Below are 19,301 nucleotides of genomic sequence, written 5' to 3'. Positions count from 1 at the left end.
GTGTTGGAGATGGCGTTGTAGTGTCTTCAACCACGATATCCACCACGCGTTCAGAGAAATTTGCTATATACATCATTGCCTGCATACGGTTCCCGCCGGGTGTGGTAAGCCAGAAAGAAGATTCTTTTGCATCATACAGTTCCTGCTCGGTCATGACCTGCCTCATTGGCTTATTATCAAGGTATAAGCGCATTCTCTGATTTTCGTTCCACACTAAAGAACTATTATCTATATTCATCATAACAAATTTCCCTGAAGGGTCTGTGGAATTAATTGTCATCCTCATACGATTTTTTTCCATGGATCTTATCATGACGTTCATATTCTCGGAATAGTCAACAATGGAATATTTATCCGACATACCCACAGAAACCTCTGCTCCTGCCCTGTTTTTCATCATTTCTCCCATGAATTTCTGATGCATCCCGTCCACCGGCATATTCACAGGCACGGCCCTGAAAATAACATTTCCCTTGCCCGGTCCGATCCTGACCGCTCCCCCGTCAATACTTATGGAGGTAGAGTTCGTTGAAGCGATATATGCTGTCAAATTACCCGTCTCTATTTTCACTACATTATCTTCCTTTGAGGCATTCACGCCGTCCGCAAGATCAAAAGTGACAGTTGTATCTGCTTTTGCCCTGATGTTGATTACCGAGGCAGGATTATCATGCAATTGCATCACAACAGAACCGTCTTTGCTTACGATTCTTGTGAGGGAGCCCAATGTTGTTGAATCTTTAAAGTCAAAGTTGGCGATTTTTATAGAATCAAAGACTGTAATGCCGGAAATGCCGTAATTCATCACAGCTCCCGTGCTATTATCCACAGAAAAAGTCACATAGTTCCCGTAGCTGTTTCCCTCGCTGTGCATAAATCCCATTCCCGCCATGCCTTCCTGGTTTCGCATTTCATGGCCTTTATTCATCATATCTTTTGCGATTCCACGCATCATTTCGTCGCCAATCATGCCAGTGCCCATCATATCTTTTCCACCCATCATGCCGCCACCCATCTGGCCATAAACAGGCATGGACAGCATGAAGACAGCAAGCACAACAATTGCTGTTTTTATTGATAGTTTCATATTACCCTCCCTTAACTTTATAAAATAACATCTCTTTTTTAGTTAATAACTGCTTCGGGTGCATTTTTATGGACTCACAGTAAAGGATGCGATCATGCCTGCCTCCGCATGTTCTGGTATGTGGCAGTGCATCAACCATTCTCCCGGGTTGGTGAATTCAACGAGAATGTCTATGGTACTTCCTGCAGGCACGAGGAGAGTATCCTTCCACACTAAATTATCATTGGATTTTCCATCCTGTGCCAGAACAAGGAAGCGCTGTCCGTGCAGGTGTATAGGATGCTGCATGGGATGCATCGATGTTGGATCGTTGAATATCCTGATCTTCTTTATGTCGCCGGCATTTACCTGGTAGTTGGGTTTCTCTTCCCCACTAACATTGCCCTTGATAATCCATTTCACATTCTCGCTTGTTGACATGCTGTTCATCATAGCCATATCTTCATCCTCGTCCCACTCTATTGGCTCAACAGCCATCATCATGTTTTCAAGTTCCCTTGCAAGCTCTTCGTCGAGGATATCAATAGTGAGATCAAGCTTATAATCCGGCGCTATGGAACGATATTTTTTGAACGGTGCTATATCGCCGATCACATCGTAATTTTTCTTAAGGATCGAGAAACTTGTTGATCCCATATTGAAAGATGCATCATCAGAGACCTTCACTGTGCCAAGTACGTATGTCTTCACCGTGTTATTCTGTTCTGGAATGTTATTAAGAATCCGGAACGTGCCAGGCTTATCAAAGAGAACGTCTACAATGTACCGCTCTCCGACGCTGAGTACTACAGAGTCCACAAAAGTTTCTTTTTCATATCTTCCTGAATCTCCTCCGATTAATTTCATCTTGGTGTTTTCGATTGAGAAATTAAATGTTCTCGTATTTGCTGAATCTGTAAGATAGAACCGCACAACTTCGCCCTTTCTCACATTCAGTTGATAATCCGCCTCTCCATTGATCAGCATGATATCCCCTAATCGTCCTGTCAGAGTGAAATCTGTGTAATTTCTGTTAAAAGGGTAGATATCGCCATTCATAAATTTGATATCATCGAGAAACAGAGCCGCCTCTTTATCCACTGAACCGCTCATGTGGTGGGCAGGTTCAACAAGTATATTCCCGTAAAGTCCCATCTCCTGACCTATATCATCTCTTATATGAGGATGATACCAGTAGATGCCCTCATCGGGGAAATCTAACTTGTAGAGAAAGCTTTCTCCTGGCTTGACAGGTTCTTGCGTAACGACGGGAACCCCGTCAAACCTGTTCTCCAGCCTCAAGCCGTGCCAGTGGACAGTAGTCTCTATATCAAGGTTATTTGTAAAATTAACATAGATGCTGCTGCCCTGCTTAACCTTTATCAGGGGTCCAGGTATCTGACCGTTGTAGCCGTACATGCGAACAGTGCTGCCATTAATACTTTTTACAATTGGATTTGCCTCAAGTGCAAAGGTTGCACCATCTTGGATAAGGTTGCGGCCCCTATCCATCATATTTTGATTCATCATGGTATCCATCTGTTGGTCATTTTGAGACGCGAAAACCGCTGGTAACTCCAGAAAAGCTGCTGCTGTTAATAACATTAGCGTAATTATCAATTTTTTATTCATTTATTTACCTCCATTTTTCCTCAAAGTACTCTATCCTCCTCTATTTATGCAGTTTTTGATTTAAATTCATAAAAAAATCACCAAAATTTTTTTTAAAAAATTTTCGGCCATATCAGGATAACTATGCCAAGAATCATAAACAGGGACCCAGCCCAGAGAACATTTACCAGCGGCATCACTTCCACACTGAGACTGATCGAAGAAGGGTTTAATGCATCCTCAGTATAATGCATCAAAATATCTGCAAACAATGTCCTGTGAATAAGGAGTTTATGTAAATAGCCGGATCTTTCACTTTTTGATAAACTGACCGTGCCTGACCCATGCGGATACCCATTTTTGTAGATATTCAAATTTAATACCTGTTCCGACTCCACTTGCACTTCCCTTTGCGCTTTTACACTGGTGCTGATATCCGTTACAGCCGCGCTCCATACAGTATCCATGCCCTTTGGAATATTTAGTTCCATAGGTGTATAATCGATAGTGGTTTTTGTACTGAAAGACGTGGATACAATTGCTCCAAGCACAATAAAAATAAATCCCGCATGGATAAACCCTATACCAATATTACTACATGAAAACCTGTGTTTGCCGCGAATAAATTTGAAAAATATACCTCCAACAGCAAAAAGAGAAATTGGTATATAAGAAATTACAGATACAGATCCAATAGATCTTTCAAGAAACATCTGCTGATTGAATCCTGAAGCCGTGTCAAGGAGAGTGGGTGTCCCGGGGAAGAACGCAGTAACAGCGCCTATAAAGACCACCGAGGGCATTATGATCTGGAGAACTTTTGGTTTGACTGCACCCTGAAGCAGACAATATCCCGTAAGCGCTGTCAGCAGCAGTATTATGGGAAAACTCCAGAAATTATAGACTTCTTCCGGTATCAAGATTTGATCTCCGAAAACCTTCTCTGAGATTAAGGCATGTGTGATGCCCCAGAAAGGGATAAAAGCCAGCATACACAACAATAAAATAGTTGCATGGAATGAAGTGCGAAGTGAGTGCAGGTTCTTCAATGTCATTTTCCAGCCGGATTCCTGTGATTTCCTCCTCAGGATTAAAATTAGTGTAATAATTATGGCTAATGACATTGCAACGAACAATATGATCCACATATCGCTCCCCAGGAAATTGTGTTCTGAACCCCGCACCCCTTTTCGCGAGAAGAACATTACATAGAAGCTCAGGATAAATACTGAAGCAGATAACAGCGGAGCGGTCGTATCATACTCCCGGAAGTTGCGCTGGTGCCTGGTGATAGCATGCAGCGCAGCAGTCAGGACAAGCCATATTACGAGTGCGCCTGATTGGGCCGGGTCCCATCTCCAGAAGCCGTCCCAGCCGACTGTCTCATATGCCCAAGCACCACCTGTCGCCATCGCAAGGGATAAGAACAGCCATGAAGCTCTTCCCCACGACCTTGCAGTGCCGACCCACTCTTTTTCCCCTGAATAGAGGTAGGTAATTGCAGCGGCAAATAGAATAATTCCTGCCGCATATGCCACTAATACCAGGGGCGGATGGACAAGTAACCAGGGGCTTATCAACTTCGGACTCAAACCATGACCTGATAAAATGCCTGCATCTGATGCGCCGGGCGTGGGTTTAAAAGGCGAGTCCATAAGGGTAGTTAATAAAAATAGAATTTCAATGCCCATAACTATGTATAATATCTTCCGTGCGAATCCATTATTCTCCTGATTTTTTATATGAAATAGCAAAATACAAAGCATGGTAGCCCATGCCAGCAGCAGCTGCATGCCCTCTTTCCCTGTCCACACGGCTGCAATCCTGTATGCGAAGTTCAGGTCTCCACTGTAAGTGAATACATAATTTACGCTGAAATTATTCAAGATAAAATAGTAAACAAGAAGCAGGACTGAAGATGAAATAGAAAGAAACGCCATGCCCAGCCCATGTATAAAATATCTGCTATTGAATTTACATATTAATATTGAGGCTATCAAAGCAAGTAATCCGATCAGTAAGAGTATATCCCCTGTTTCCATAGTATTATTTCCTAAATTTTTTAAATATGTATATTAATACAAGTCCGCCCACTATCAGGAACACTACTTCCCAGTGCCTGAACAAATACTGTGGGCCAATCTTTTTATTTATCACGAATGGTGCGGGTTTCACATCTCCCCACCTGCCTTTTGAATCCTGCGCGTGCACAGAAACTATATGCGTGCCCTCAGTCAGGCCGGTTGTATCAATATCTGCAAACGCTTCCCTTACCTGGCCGCTGGCAAGCTCTTTTCCAAGGGTCAGGTTCCTGCCGCTTCCACCCTCTCCGATAGTGTCGATAAAGTACTCCACATTCATAATACTGTCATCCCATCCTGAGACTGCCAGGGCACTGATGGAGATGTTATCGCCTGCATAGCTTTTCCGCGGGACAAGAACTATATCTTTGATATATGGGACACCGGTTGATTTTTGTAGCATATGCAGGGCTATCGGGGTATCCCCGCCGTGGCAGAGGGTGCAATCAGAAGCGTTCCTGTGCGGGGGATATGTCAGGTTTGTTGCTCTAAATGGCGGCTCACCACCGTATTTTACATGGCAGTCCGAGCACTTGTTCACCCTTGTGCCATTACTCCAGTTATTCCAGCCCGGCGACTGGATTGTACCTGCCGGGAACTCGCTGTAATGGAATTTTTCCTTCCCGGTAGCGTTGTGGCAGGAGTCGCACGATAATATTAATGTCTCATTTGTTTTTATCCCTGGCTTTGAGAACTCCTTACCAGGTCCTGTCAGGTTATGGAACTGGTTTTTTATTTCATTGTGGCATACGCCGCAGGTGAGGGTTTTGTTGATTTTTTCTACAATCAGACTGCTGTAGTGCGAGGCATCGTAGCCTGAATGGCAGGTCGTGCATGTTACATTCTGCACTGTCTGCTTTACGTGCGTATTATGGCAATCAGTACACTGGGCACCGCTGCTATCCACAACCCTTCCAACTGGTCTCTCCCACGCAAGAGTAGGTTTATGGAACCTGCTCACCCTGCCTGAATCGTGGCATGTCTCGCAGTTCAATTTCATTCCAAGTTCAGAGTGTTCTGTCCGGTTGCCATGAATAAGACGCGGGATTTGAACAACGGGCTTATAGGGAAATCTTCCCCCCGGGCTGTGGCAGTCAGAGCAAAATATCCGTGACAGGTTGTTATCCTGTGAAGCATTATTCCGGTACAGGAGGTTTTTAGTGAGTGAGCTGTTGTGGATAGTAGTGTTGGCCGCATTGTGGCACAATTCGCATGAGATGCTGGCATTCCGCGCGGTCGTATTCGCCCGTCCTTCTGGCGCTCCGGGATAATGTGTGCGGATAATGCCACTGGCCCCGTATTTTTCTACGGCATCTTCTTTTGTATGGCATTTGACGCATGTTCTCTCAGCAGGAATTGTAAGATTTACATCGTGCAATGTTTTTCCTGTTCCGTGGCAATCAATGCATGAACCGTTTTTAGCATGGGAAAATACCAGGGATGCGTTCCCCCATTTTGTGGCATTTGCAGGGTTCCCGTGGCATGAGAGACAATCTGTTGAATTATATGTTATATTTGCCGGGTAATGCGAAACATTGGCTTTTGAATTATTAAACCCGGATTTTACAAGACTGTTGCCGTGGCATTTCTCGCAGTTTATTTTCAGGGTCAGGTTTTCCCCGGCTTTTGTGTGGGCTCTGACACCTGGTGCGTTATAAGAAGTATTAAATGAATGGCATGAGGCGCATGACCTTGGCGCCAGGTATTCTTCAGGATGGGTCACAGGCATTGTGCCATTGCCGTGACATGCCCAGCAGGCTTTGTTGATCTGATCGATTACTCCCCTGCTTTCTGTTCTATTATTGAGGTTCGCATGGACGCTCTTTTTTAAGGCATCAACATCTATCTGTTTTACGGCTATTCCACCGAGACCGTGACAGCCGCTGCATTCCGGGCTGAAATTCCCCCCCGTCAGGGAAGATTCATGGAACGTCCCCGGAACTTCACCAATTTTTATATACTGGCCCGGAACCAGTTCTGAACCAGTATAATTTCCAACGGTTTCATTTTGTCCGATCACATCCGTCTCATTTGACAGGTGGCGGGCATCTTCAATTACGATAATTGCCTCTTGAGCCGAAGCAGTGGATGATACATTGATCACCTGGACGGCAAGAACAATAAAAAACAGATGTTTTATTGATTCTTTCATACCTGTTCATCCATTTACGAACATGCCCGATATCTTCAGGCTTAACATCGTGACCTCGACACCATTTGATGTCGTATTGTATGTGAAATCATCCCCTTCCCTGACAAACTCTTCTTTAACGACGATATCGTTTTTTAATAGTGCGAGCAACACATACGCACGGTCCCGGCTGAAATCCTTTATTCTCAGTTCATACCCGCTGCCAAGATCCCATGATTCACCTGAGTACATCGTTTTTTTATCTCCGGTTGAAAAATCGATATCCAGCTGGTTTAATGTGATATTCTGCTCCTCGTTCTTGAGTACGAAAAACCTGTACCCGTCAGGCTTACCCGGCCTGTAATCCCTGACATGGCAGGCGTAGCACTGGATACTGCTCGTTTCGGTATGTATATGCTTTGGCACGGCTCCGCTGAAGGTCACCAGGCTCACGGTGCCGCCATAGTATATATCTGATATCCCAAGATCGATTATTGTTTTATTGTCGCCCTCCTCGACCAGTTTTGCATCGTACGTGAAACTGCCACCTTCTGGAACCAGCTCTTTTTGAACCAGTTTCCCATTGTAATACAGTTCAAGCCAGACCGACTGGCCTTCTTTATCCACTTCGCTTACCGCTATGCTGTAGTTCTGGTTAAGTTTCCAGGTTTCATCCGAAACGAGCTTCTTTTCAACATTTGCAAGTTGCAAGGTCTCTCTCGGGTCTGGAGGGCTTCCCCATCTTTTCCCGAATTCCTTGTTCTGGTGGCAGCTCACGCAGTCTTTCGTATCTGCTTCAGGATATCTGGCATAATGGTACACTGTGGAATTTACTGTTCTCCCTGAAGCCAGCGCATCGTTGCTGTGACAAATGGTGCATGCTGCCGCCACCTTTAACTGGCTGCTTTCGGGAGTGTGCCTCGTCAGATGATTTGGCTTTAATTTTTTTGTCAGGTTAAGAGCCCCCTCAATATGGCAGGTAGAGCATGTATTTGGCTGTCTGGCTATATTTGGGTGTACTTCAGGTGCAGTAATAATATTTGAATGGCACGTCCAGCAGGCCCTGTTGAGGCTTGAACTTGCATTATTGAGATTGGCGTGAATGCTCTGGTTCAATGCGTTTTCGTCCACTTTATTGAGAGCAAAACCGCTCTTTCCGTGGCACTGCACGCAATTTGAGAGGTTGTATCCCCTCATATTCACAAGGGTTGTATCGTGAAGCCTGCCTGTGCCGTGGCACGATGAGCATCCAACACCTCCATTGTGGGTTATGTTGGTTCTTGATGCCTTACTGAAAACATCCGAGAACTCAGAACCTGGACTCTGGTGGCAATACGAACAATTGGTGCTGGTCTTATTTTGATCAATCATATCTGTTCTTTTCTTGCCGTAATGAGAGATGGTCGAATTCAGTGTACTCCCATTGAGATTTATCATCTGTGATTTGCCGTGGCAGAGCTCGCATGTGGCATTCACTGTGATATTTGTGGCATGGGTTGTATGCTCGGTTGTCCTTAATGAATCAAATTTCCCGGTGATGTGGCAGGAGGTGCATGTGAGCGCTGGATTGTGCATCGGGTGCTTTACCGGCGGTGTTGTTGAGTTGGAGTGACATGCCCAGCAGGCCCTGTTAAGGTCGGAACTTGCATTATTGAGACCTGCGTGAATGCTCAGGTTCAAGATGTTTTCATTGATTTTCGTTTCCCCCATCATGCCGCCGCTGTAATTCGTGCTGCTTCCGTGGCATCGCAGGCACTGGGACACTATCCCCATACCCATATTATGTCCCGTTATATTGTGTCCTGTATCGAAAAAAGACGAAATTGCGAACAGGGATAAGGATTCTACAGATGCCATCAGCGTATTTTCGTCTTCGTTTACTTCAGTGGGAAGCTTTGTCCATGTTGAATTGGCATAATGGAAGATCGAAAGGTTGTTTTCATCCGCCCCATTTAATCCTGAATCCGGGTATGCCACCTCGATGTTTACTTTATTGTATGATAAATTCCTGGCATTTATCCTGAAGAATTTGATCGGCCTGCCGGGTAATGGAGCATTGGAGCTGTTTCTACTATCTAATTCAAGAGCGATCTTTGTGTTCCCGGGTCCTGTGAAGGAAACTGATATCGGCATTAATTCTTTATCTGCATGGTCATGGGAGGTGTTGCCATCGATCTCAGATGTGTTATTGTGGTTATGGGCAGAGGAATTTCCAGAATGAGATGAAACTGCAAAGAGGGATAAAGAATCGGTTGTGGCTTCCAGAGTTTTTCCTTCTTTGTTCACTTTTGTGGGCAGCATGATCCATGTTGAATTATTGTGTTCATGCCGGAAAATCACGAGTTCTTCTTCATCGATCCCATTTAGCTCCATTCCTGGATAAGATACATTAATAGTAAGAATTTCGTAAGAAATGTTCTGCGCATTTGCCTTAAAAAACCTGACCGGAGAACCATGCGGCTCGGACGATATAGGATTTTTTGTTCCAAAATCCTCTATATTAACTTTTATTTGTTCTGCAGCGCCTTTCATCAGGAAAGCTACGGACAGGTTCGCATCTGGATGAACGTGCAAGGAAGAGTTTGTAGTTGAATTCAGGTGGATGTGGCCGGTTGATGAATTTGTGGTATTTGTAATATCAGACGATGATGCATTATGGTCGTGGGAAGAATTGACTTCCGTGGCATACGCCTGGGATGAGAAGAATACCAGGGCAAATATTATGACAGCAATCAAATAATGACGATTCGTCTGATGATTATTCCTGTCATTTCCAATTTGTTTCCTGTTTTTCCTGTTGTCTGATATGAGCATAATCTTGAGCATCACAATCCTATCAATCCGGTATATGGACTCTGGTTTTTAATACAGTTTGTGCTTTATAAAACCAAGATAAAAATACTTTAAACATTAATTTTTTTAAGCGTAAAGTATTTAGAAATGTTTTTGTAATACAATGCGAAAATTTGTATTATCAACTGACATAAACAGGCACTGCCATCACTATGGTTCGAACGGGCATCAGTGCCTGGACCGGTACTGATTTATGAGAAAAAAAGTAAAAAGTAAAAATTTAATTTATAAAAGTCTATTCCCAAAATCCCATTGGCGGGATTTTCATCGGATAACCACCTCTTGTACCGTTTTCTTCATCCCTGTTATTGACTTCTGTATCATTACTTTCTCTTACTTCTCGCCTGAAAACAGGCGGTCCATTTTGGAACATGCCCATAAATCTCCGGTCAGTCCTTGATTCAAACTTTTCTTCAAGCTGCGCACTGTCATCAAGGGCTCTATTTAATCCTTTGTTATCAGGGAAATCCTGAAGAAGCCTTTCCAGGACGAACTGATGCTTCATGATCCTTCTCTGTGCACCGAAAAGTCCTGAAACATTTCCGGTGGTCTTCGAAACTGAATCATCAACAGCCCGGATTTTTTCCCTGTACCGCTCAATCGCCATATTGGCGTAATCCCTATTATTGCTTCTCAATTCGGCTTTTGCCTCAGCCAGCCGCGATCTTGCATGTTCTATTTGTTTTTCGATCTTTTCGCTCTCATTGAGCGTGAATATCTCGCCAAAGTCCTCAAATGCTATTTTTAATCCGTAAAAAGCACTGCCCGGGCCCATTGTACCGTCATATGGCGCTATATCCTCAAAAGCTTCTTCAGTTGTATTATCGGTCAGGTTATCAAATTGTGCTGTGCCGATATTTATTGTAAAGGCAAGGGATAACAGGATTGTTCCTGAAATCATAATATATCTCATATTTATATTTTTCATTTTCTCACTTCTAATTTTGGCATTTTTTTGCTAAACTTAATTATACATTTATTGCAGGCGCTCATTCTTTAATCGGTTTTTGCTTTAAAAAGTTAAATCATACTTATAGTTCTTTTACTGTTTTTATAAGAAAAAGTGCGGATTATTTTTGGATATCTTTTTATTTGCAAATAAGAAGATCTGAAATAACAAAGTTTTGTTTTGTGAAGCATAAACGACTTCAAGCATCACAACAATCTAAATTCAGAGGTGAACTAATGGCATTATGCAAATGCGCTATTTGTGGCTGTGACATGGATGTCAACGAAACAAACCCGCAGCTAAAAAGCGAATACATGGGATTGACACACTTCTTCTATACGCCAGAGTGTAAGCTCATTTTCGACGCGAGTCCTGTGAGTCATGCAGCAGTTTGCTAGATAAAATCAGCTTATTCGGACTTCTTCGGAGGAGAGCCCATTGAGATATGCGCAAGCAAACCTGATGAGATGCCATCCTATGAGAGAAGGGAGGACATCCGACTATAAATTATGAAAATAGTCGGTTCCTCCGATTGGCATCTCTACAACTCGCTATGAATTTGGATTATTTCGGTTGAAACATAAATCAAGGTTGAAATTTCAAATGAAAAACACATCGCTTATATCTATTATCAAGGACTGGATTTTGGCGCATCGGCTGCAATTTACAATTGCGCTCATTATCCTGATTTCAGCAGTATTTGTAGCCTCGGAAAAGGCCATTGAGATAACCGAGCGCCCCGAATTCTGCGGAAAGAACTGCCATATCATGAGGCCATATTATGATTCATGGAATGCATCCTCTCATAATGATGTTGCCTGCGTAAAATGCCATTACGAGCCGGGCGTGATAGGCGAGATAAAAGGCAAGATGAACGGGCTTAAACAATTCTACAACTATGAAACCAGAACTGAGGATTATTCAGGGCAGCTTTATGCAAAGGTGCTTGATAAAAACTGTCTCACCTGTCATGAAAAGCGTATCTATTCTTCAAATACCAGTTACCTGAATGTGAATTTCAGCCACAGGGACCATTTACTCCAGCCAAAGAGAGGCATCGGGTTAACATGCACAAGCTGCCATTCCATGCTTGTGATAGGGATGAAAGAACACCAGCGGGTTACAGAACCATCCTGCGGCCAGTGCCATCCAAGTCTTGCCCAGATGAAAAAAGATACGGGGCATATAGTTGTGACCACTTCAACATGCATTACATGTCATTTCAGGAATGTACCGGATAACACTTCTATTTCAGGATGCCCGTCATGTCACGGCCCACCGGAAGAAAAAAAATTCCGGAATTATTCGAATTTTAATCATACAGGCCATGTCAGCCGCGGTGCTGAATGCTCGACCTGCCATACGAATATATCAAGTGGTGCAGATGATGTTGTCCCGAAGGACAAGTGTTATTCATGTCACAATGTAAAAGAGAGGGTAGAGAAATATGATGATTTCGATTTAGTTCATAAGACCCACGTCACAAATAATAAAATCGCGTGTTATAACTGTCACTCTAATGTGAAACACAGCCCGATAGTAAAGGAGAATATATGCGCCACCTGTCACAGTAAGGAGAAAGAGCATCCCGGTGACTGGCTGAGAACACATAAGAAAGAGGTTTTAATAGGCAAAGATTGCAGCAGCTGCCACCAACCGAAGTTCTGCGCTGACTGCCATGCCGCGGGAATAAATAATATAAGAAAATAAACGTTTCAGGAGAGAATTATGAGCAAAATCTATAAAAAAATCTTGATAGCAACCGATGGATCAGAGCATGTTAAAAAAGCAGTAACCTATGCAATCGAACTCGCAAAACTTTCCGGAGCAGAGCTTCATGCTGTTTATGTTATAAGCCTTGTCTCTCCCTCCATAAACCTGGATATAGAAGCGGATTATGATTCTAAATCGTACAATTCTGCTGATATAACCATTGAAGGTTTGAAAAGAATTTTGAAACGGGAAGGCGATGCGGCTATAAAATACATCGAAGACCTGGCAAAAGGAGAAGGCCTGGATGTCGTGAAATGGATCGTGGAGGGACTTCCGGCTGAGGAGATCCTGAAACTTGCAGAAGAGCAATCTATTGACCTGATAGTAATGGGTACACTGGGCAGAAGCGGGATTGAAAAATTTTTGCTTGGAAGCGTGGCAGATAAAGTTATACGAGGATCGGGGATTCCTGTATTGACTGTGAGAAACTGAGTAAGGCCTGTTCAGAAGGAGGCAAGCCTATGCCGGTATCTCTTCCTCGCCTATCAGGCACGGCGCAGTTTCATCTTCTACACTGCAGCATTTCCTGAGAACAACGACCGTTGCAAGTCCCCCGGCAAAACTTGCTATGCTTGACCTGCCGCACTTGTGGAATGGACGTTCTTTCGGGGTGAGGAATCGGAGTTCATATTTTTCCTTCAGGAGTTGCCCCATTAGATATGAGTAAAGCCGACCCATAATATCGGTGGGTAAGCTGTGGAAAGCATAGATTACGTAGCCATCCTCTTTTATTACACGGAGAAACTCCGCTACTGTCTTTTTGGGTTCTTTCAATGTTTCCAGCGCCCATGCGCAGGTGACAACATCAAAAGACTCATCCGGGTACGGGAGTGTTGTCGAGATATCCTGTACCTTGAAACTGACCCTTTTGTCTTTTATTTGTTCCCGTGCTATTTTTAGCATCCCTTTTGAGATATCAATGCCAACAACTTTTGAGGGATTTGAGTTATTAAGCGTGGCTCTGATCGTTTCTCCAGTTCCTGTTCCTGCATCAAGGACAGTTGCACCGTCTTTAATATTTTTCTGTAACAAGTCCTCAAAATACTTCCATACTCCCTTTCCCAGTGTATTCTTCCAGAGGGATGCATATGAATTGTACTGGTCTGCCATTGAATCATACATCTCCTGAACATCCTGGGGCCTGGTTTTAAGGAGGCCGAGATATGCCATAATCTCGATGCCTGCTTTACTTTTCATTTTGCCCCATAACTGTTCATAGCTTGCCTCTCCCCTCACAACATCGAATATCTGTTTATAGAATTCCGGGTAGCGTTTCAACAGTTCATATCCCAGTTTCGGGAAGGTATAAAAGACCATGCCGATTTTTCTCGCATATTGTAATTCAGGGTATATTTCCTGAGCTATGCGCTCCTGGTAACTCGCTGTTGTAGTATTGCCGTGCAATAAATCTTCAGCCACTTCTGCCGCGATCTGCCCGCTGCGTACTGCATAATAAATTCCTTCAGCGAGAAAAGGATCTGCAAGGGCGGCTGCATCGCCAACCAGCATGGTGCGGAAGCTTGCGATTTTTGACACCCCGTCAAAAACCGGGATAGTGTAGCCGAACCTTTTTTCATTCTCAATGTCATCAAGCAGGTACAGGTCTGACAGGAACCCCGAGTAGTATGGTTTGGGATTTTTTATCATTTCCTTCAATCCGCCGACTCCGAGTGAGAGGTGGTCAGCTTTCGGGAAAATCCAGCCGTAACCGTAGGGGACAGAACCGAAATCAAACTGTATTTCGTCTTCTATTTTTTTGAACCGCTTCTCTTTGACTTTAACCTCGCCTTCTATGAGTACCGCAGTCTTCTTTTTGGGTTTGAGTCCGATTGACCGGGCGGTTGTACTATTGACCCCATCAGCCCCGATAAGAAGCTTTGCGAAATACGTATTTTTTTCAGTCATTACAACCACGCTGTCTTTTCCTTCTTCCGCATGCGTGACCTTCTCCTGCTCATGTATTTCTGCACCTTTTGCTCTTGCCTTCTCCACGAGGAAGTTATCGAAAACATCACGCATTACCATATACACCAGGGGGGTTTCGGATTCTATATGGATGTCCCCTGTTCCCCTGAAAGTGAAGTTCACTTTACGTATGGTTCTCTCAACTACTGTCTTAAAATCAGGCTCCAGAATTTTCTCGATCTTGGCGCTAAGCCCCCCTCCGCATGGCTTGTACCTGGGATGCTTCTGCTTATCGATCGCCAGCACATTAAAGCCCTTTTTGCTTAACTCATAAGCGGCCGTTGCCCCGGCCGGGCCCAGACCTGCCACAATAACATCGTATTTCATTTTATCCTCTCTGCAATTTTTTCAGTTAAGTACTGTCACCAGGTTCCCTTAAATCAAATTATATTTATTATTGAATTTCCTGCATAAATCCTTTTGTTTCAAAAAAGGATTTTCCAAATTTAAACCAAAAACAAATTAAAGAATTAAAGTTATCTGCTTGATTGAGGTGAAGATATTGAAGATCAGAGAGATAAAGAAAATCACAAGAGGTACATGCAAATGCCATTCTTCCTGTGCTTAATTCTGAATAGCGAATAAGATAAGTGGATACTTAATGGGACAAATAAATACGATGCCATCTCTTTTTAATTATTTATTAGCCATATGTGAACTTAAAATGATATTAATATGATTGATCAAGAAAAAATCCAATTTATTATACAGACTTATAAAAAAGATCCTGAAAGCGTATACAACACATGGTTCATCAACAATGAATCAAGGATAAAAGCCTTTGGAGCAATTCGAAGAGGTGTTGAACAGGCTATAAAGGATATTAAAGAAGGTGAATTCCCTAACGATTTTAAAGGTTCTTCCCTTGAAGTAGTTCTGACTGCCATAACAGAACAAAAACAAGTTTTTGAAGGAGCCGCTCATCCATTCTATTGGAAACCAAAACTCAGGATACCTGATATTTATGAAAACGATGCAAATAAAATTTTCTTTGGGCAATTCCTGGATTCCTGCCTTAAAACAAAAGAAGAACAGATCATTAAAGAGATAATTAAATTATCACATCAAAATATTAAAGGGTTGGGTCCTGCAGTAGCAAACATACTTTACTTTATTCATCCAACTATTACCCCGCCGTTTAACACAGCCATAGTGAATGGATTTAATTTATTATTTAAAGATCATAAAAAACTGGGTTCCTGGGATGATTATTTGGAAATGAGGGACACAATCCTGCAAGTAAATGATCAATTTAAGAATTTGCTATCCAAGGATCTGGGAGCAATCACAGGATTGCTTTTTGATATCGGAGTGGGGAGGATTGTTATTGATGAGAATGTTCAGATAGTCATAGAAAAAGAGGAAAAAAAGAGAGAAAAACTCATCCAGAAAAGGCATCAAGATGTACAGCTTGAGATAGAAGAAGAGCATACACATACAAAAATCCAATATTTATTGATGAAGATCGGGAAATCCCTTGGTTATGATGTTGTGATAGCCTCCAATGATAGGGCAAAATCGTATAATTCCGAAAGTTTTTCATTTATTTCTTTACCCGAACTTCCAGATATTGAAGCTGGAAACGAAGTAAAGAAAACTATTGCTCTTATTGATGTGATCTGGTTTGAAAAAGGTACAAATAAATTTGTGAGCGCATACGAAGTAGAGAAAAGCACTTCGATATATTCTGGTATTCTGCGTCTCACCGATTTAGCTCTTACACTTTCAAGATCAGAAAAGGTATCGCTCTATCTGGTTGCACCTGATCAAAGAGAAAAGGATATAATCGCCCAATTGAAAAGACCTGCTCTCATGACGCAAGATGGGATTAAAATAGCATATATTTTATTTTCCGAACTCTGCTCACATTGTGACTCTATCTGCAAGCTCGGTGAGGATCATACAATCATGAATAAGGTCGCAAAGTGCATAAAATGAGGCATATCACTCAACCTTTCCATCCCTGAAATGGATTATCCTGTCCGCCATCTCGCCAATTTCCAAACTGTGAGTTACCATTACGATTGTCTGCCCCCTCTCCTTGTTTAATTTCCTGAAAAGTTCAATTATTTCTATCGAAGACCTTGTATCAAGGTTACCTGTCGGCTCATCAGCCAGGAGTATTTTCGGGCTGTTGGCAAGGCTTCTTGCAATAGTAACGCGCTGCTGCTGCCCGCCTGACAACTCTGACGGGAGATGATGAAGCCTGTCGCCAAGACCAACCAGATTGAGCAATCCCTTTGCCTTCTCCTTATGACCGGGCTGCTTATTAAGCATCATGGGGAACATTACATTTTCAAGCGCTGTGAGCTCCATGAATAGGTTGAAGAACTGGAAAATGAAGCCTATATGCTTTAACCTGTATTCTGCCCTCGCGCTGCTGTTCATTTTCGTCACATCATTGCCATCTATGTATATACTCCCCGATGTCGGGGTATCAAGCATACCGATCATGTTCAGGTAAGTTGATTTGCCGCAACCCGATGGACCCATGATGGCAACAAATTCTCCCTGTCCTATAGAACTGTCAACGCCGTTGAGTGCCTTAACATCGATTTTGCCAAGTGTATAACTCTTTTTAAGATCACTGGTTTTAATTATTTCCATTTTAATTACCCCAGATTGCTTTTATGATGTTCATCCTGCCAGCCACCAGGGCAGGATATGCAGCAGCAAGGATTACGATGAGCATTGTGACTAACGATGCATCGTAAAAGAGATATGAATATAATCTTGGAGCTATTGAACCCAGGGTCGGGTCAGAAAAAGGGTGTGCCTGTAAATATTTTATACCTGCAAACCCCAATCCGTCTCCTATCAGTATACCTATTATCCCGAGAACTGCCGCCTCGATAATATATACCGACAATATCTGGAAATCTTTCATTCCTATGGCTTTCATTATGCCAATTTGTCTTTGCTTATGGACTATATTGATATACAGTATAACCCCTACAGAAACGGCTGCTGCAAATAATCCGATTGCATTTATTGTGGCTATAATCTCCTTATAGGTCCTGATTGTACTCCACATGGATTCCACTTCTTCTTTCCATTCTTTGACTTTTTGGATTCCAAGTTTTCCTGAAATTATATCTTTATACTGTTCTGAAAGAGTTTTATCTGAAAGCTTGATAAGAATGATCGAGGCTTTATTATTCAGATTTAACTGCTCTGAGGCAGATTCAAAATTTACTATAACTGTATTAGTATCCATCGCCATCCCTGTGCGCAATACCCCCCTTATCCTGAACACCCTGGTATTTCCTTTTTCAAATACGATAGTTGCTTCATCCCCAACTTTGGCTTCTAACTCATCTGCCAGTCGATATGATATTAAAATCCCGTCTCTATCGTTAGCTTTCAGGGTTTCCCCTGAATCAATTTTGCTTAACAGGATTGTAACCCTGTTTTCTTTTGAAGGATCCAGAGCTATAATCCTCACAGACCTGGACTTTTCCTTATAAGATAATGCACCGCCTGTGGTAATTCTGGGAGAATAAGCGATTACTTCTTCCAGACCTTCAAGTTTTTGTTCTTTTATGCCCAACCCATCTATGTATCTGTCATTCTCATTCGGATAAATATTAAGGTGACCTGACGTGGTCTCCATTGTCCTTTCAAGGAAGTCATCGGTTATGCCGTCCATGACCCCGTTCAGGATGATAATATTTGCAGTTGATAGCGCAATAGCTATTGTAATTAAAAAAAACATTCGTTTATTTTTTTCGGCATCTTTTCTTGCATAAAAGAAAACACCTGACATCTTACTTCCCCCAAATGGCTTTAATAATGTCCACCCTGCTTGCTTTGATAGCCGGATATACCCCGGCCAGTATTGTTACTGTAAAAGAAATGAGCGTTGCATTATAAAGCAGGTAATAGCCGAACCTTGCGCTTATCCATGTCTGCATTATGGCGTCGTAAAAAGGATGCGTTTCCAGGTACCAGGTTGCAAGGTATCCCACAATGTTCCCAATGGAAACTCCTATTACGCCAAAAAGCGCAGCCTCTATTATAAAAACCGTAAAAATGAAGGAGTCTTTCGCTCCTATGGCTTTCATTATCCCTATCTGCCTTCTTTTATGAAGTACATTTATGTATATTACTATTCCTACCGAGATTGCTGCAGCAATCAAGCCAACCGAGGATATAACAGCAGTAAAACCTTTCCATGCATCTGCAAAACTTAGCAAGAATTCGGTCTCTTCCTTCCATGTTTTAATATTACTTACTTCAAGATCCTGCATTAACCCCTGCTTGTATGTACCTGCCAGGTCCTTATCCGAAAGCCTGATCAGGATAACGGAAGCACTATTATCAATTGCAAGCTGCCTATCAGCCTCAATAAGAGGCATTACAACTGTGGAGCCGTCAAAATCTTTGTCTCCAGTCCGGACAATCCCTTTTACATTATATAATTTGACCTGTCCGTTCTCAAAGGCAAGCTCCGCTTCATCCCCGACATCTAATTTCAGGTCTTCTGCAAGACGATAGGAAATAAGAATGGCATTCTTATCATTGGAGTCTATAGGCGCGCCCCTGTCGAGTTTTTGGAGGAGTTCTGTCACTTTCCTTTCTTTTTCAGGATCCAGGGCCAGAACTACGATAGGCGCAGAAAGTTCTTTGTGTGATAAGACTCCGCTTGCAGAGAGCCTTGGAGAATATGCTTCTACCTCTTTTAACGCTGCAAGCCTCTGTTCCTTTATACCAAGTCCATCAATGAAACGCTCATTATCATCCGGGTAAATATTCAGATGACCTATGGACGACTCAACCGTGTTGTCAACGAAATCGTATATCATCCCATCCATAAGCCCGTTAATGGCGATGATATTTGCAGTGGCGAAAATTATAGATAATGTTATAAAT

Annotated in this window: 13 protein-coding genes; 3 read left to right on the top strand and 10 right to left on the bottom strand. The window is 42.7% G+C overall.

The genetic code is table 11. The annotated features are described in order from the left end of the window. From FIB07_17390 to FIB07_17365, 6 genes are all read right to left on the bottom strand, one after another. On the bottom strand, positions 1-1,087 hold a 1,087-nt coding region (locus FIB07_17390), incomplete at its 3' end, for a hypothetical protein (GenBank protein NJD54622.1). Positions 1,088-1,153: 66 nt separating this feature from the next. Next, the gene (locus FIB07_17385) at positions 1,154-2,698 is read right to left on the bottom strand and encodes a multicopper oxidase family protein (GenBank protein ID NJD54621.1); all 1,545 of its coding nucleotides are present in this window, start codon (positions 2,696-2,698) and stop codon (positions 1,154-1,156) included. A gap of 92 nt (positions 2,699-2,790) precedes the next feature. Further along, complete coding sequence (locus FIB07_17380) at positions 2,791-4,719, bottom strand: hypothetical protein (protein NJD54620.1); 1,929 nt, start codon at positions 4,717-4,719, stop codon at positions 2,791-2,793. A 4-nt stretch (positions 4,720-4,723) separates the two neighbouring features. Beyond that, a complete protein-coding gene (locus FIB07_17375) occupies positions 4,724-6,910 on the bottom strand; it encodes a hypothetical protein (GenBank protein ID NJD54619.1) in 2,187 nt (728 codons plus the stop codon). Between the two features lie 6 nt (positions 6,911-6,916). Beyond that, positions 6,917-9,715, bottom strand: a complete 2,799-nt coding sequence (locus FIB07_17370) for a hypothetical protein (GenBank protein NJD54618.1) — start codon at positions 9,713-9,715, stop codon at positions 6,917-6,919. Between the two features lie 262 nt (positions 9,716-9,977). Continuing rightward, positions 9,978-10,655, bottom strand: a complete 678-nt coding sequence (locus FIB07_17365; GenBank protein ID NJD54617.1) for a hypothetical protein — start codon at positions 10,653-10,655, stop codon at positions 9,978-9,980. Positions 10,656-11,294: 639 nt separating this feature from the next. Between FIB07_17365 and FIB07_17360 the strand changes: the two genes are divergently transcribed. Further along, a complete protein-coding gene (locus FIB07_17360; protein NJD54616.1) occupies positions 11,295-12,401 on the top strand; it encodes a hypothetical protein in 1,107 nt (368 codons plus the stop codon). Between the two features lie 15 nt (positions 12,402-12,416). Then, complete coding sequence (locus FIB07_17355; protein ID NJD54615.1) at positions 12,417-12,896, top strand: universal stress protein; 480 nt, start codon at positions 12,417-12,419, stop codon at positions 12,894-12,896. 27 nt (positions 12,897-12,923) lie between these two features. Here FIB07_17355 and FIB07_17350 read toward each other — a convergent pair whose 3' ends face one another. Continuing rightward, positions 12,924-14,756, bottom strand: coding sequence for a geranylgeranyl reductase family protein (locus FIB07_17350; protein ID NJD54614.1), 1,833 nt, complete (start codon positions 14,754-14,756; stop codon positions 12,924-12,926). Between the two features lie 348 nt (positions 14,757-15,104). Between FIB07_17350 and FIB07_17345 the strand changes: the two genes are divergently transcribed. Continuing rightward, complete coding sequence (locus tag FIB07_17345; protein NJD54613.1) at positions 15,105-16,367, top strand: hypothetical protein; 1,263 nt, start codon at positions 15,105-15,107, stop codon at positions 16,365-16,367. A 6-nt stretch (positions 16,368-16,373) separates the two neighbouring features. On the opposite strand, the gene FIB07_17340 is transcribed toward FIB07_17345, so the two are convergent. From FIB07_17340 to FIB07_17330, 3 genes are all read right to left on the bottom strand, one after another. Continuing rightward, a complete protein-coding gene (locus tag FIB07_17340) occupies positions 16,374-17,036 on the bottom strand; it encodes an ABC transporter ATP-binding protein (GenBank protein NJD54612.1) in 663 nt (220 codons plus the stop codon). 1 nt (position 17,037) lies between these two features. Beyond that, the gene (locus FIB07_17335) at positions 17,038-18,195 is read right to left on the bottom strand and encodes an ABC transporter permease (protein NJD54611.1); all 1,158 of its coding nucleotides are present in this window, start codon (positions 18,193-18,195) and stop codon (positions 17,038-17,040) included. A 1-nt stretch (position 18,196) separates the two neighbouring features. Next, positions 18,197-19,301: ABC transporter permease (locus tag FIB07_17330; GenBank protein ID NJD54610.1), on the bottom strand; the 1,105-nt coding region annotated here is incomplete at its 5' end.

It is taken from the genome of Candidatus Methanoperedens sp. (genome assembly GCA_012026795.1).
Taxonomy (GTDB): Archaea; Halobacteriota; Methanosarcinia; order Methanosarcinales; family Methanoperedenaceae; genus Methanoperedens.
This window is presented reverse-complemented; position numbering and strand designations above follow the sequence as displayed.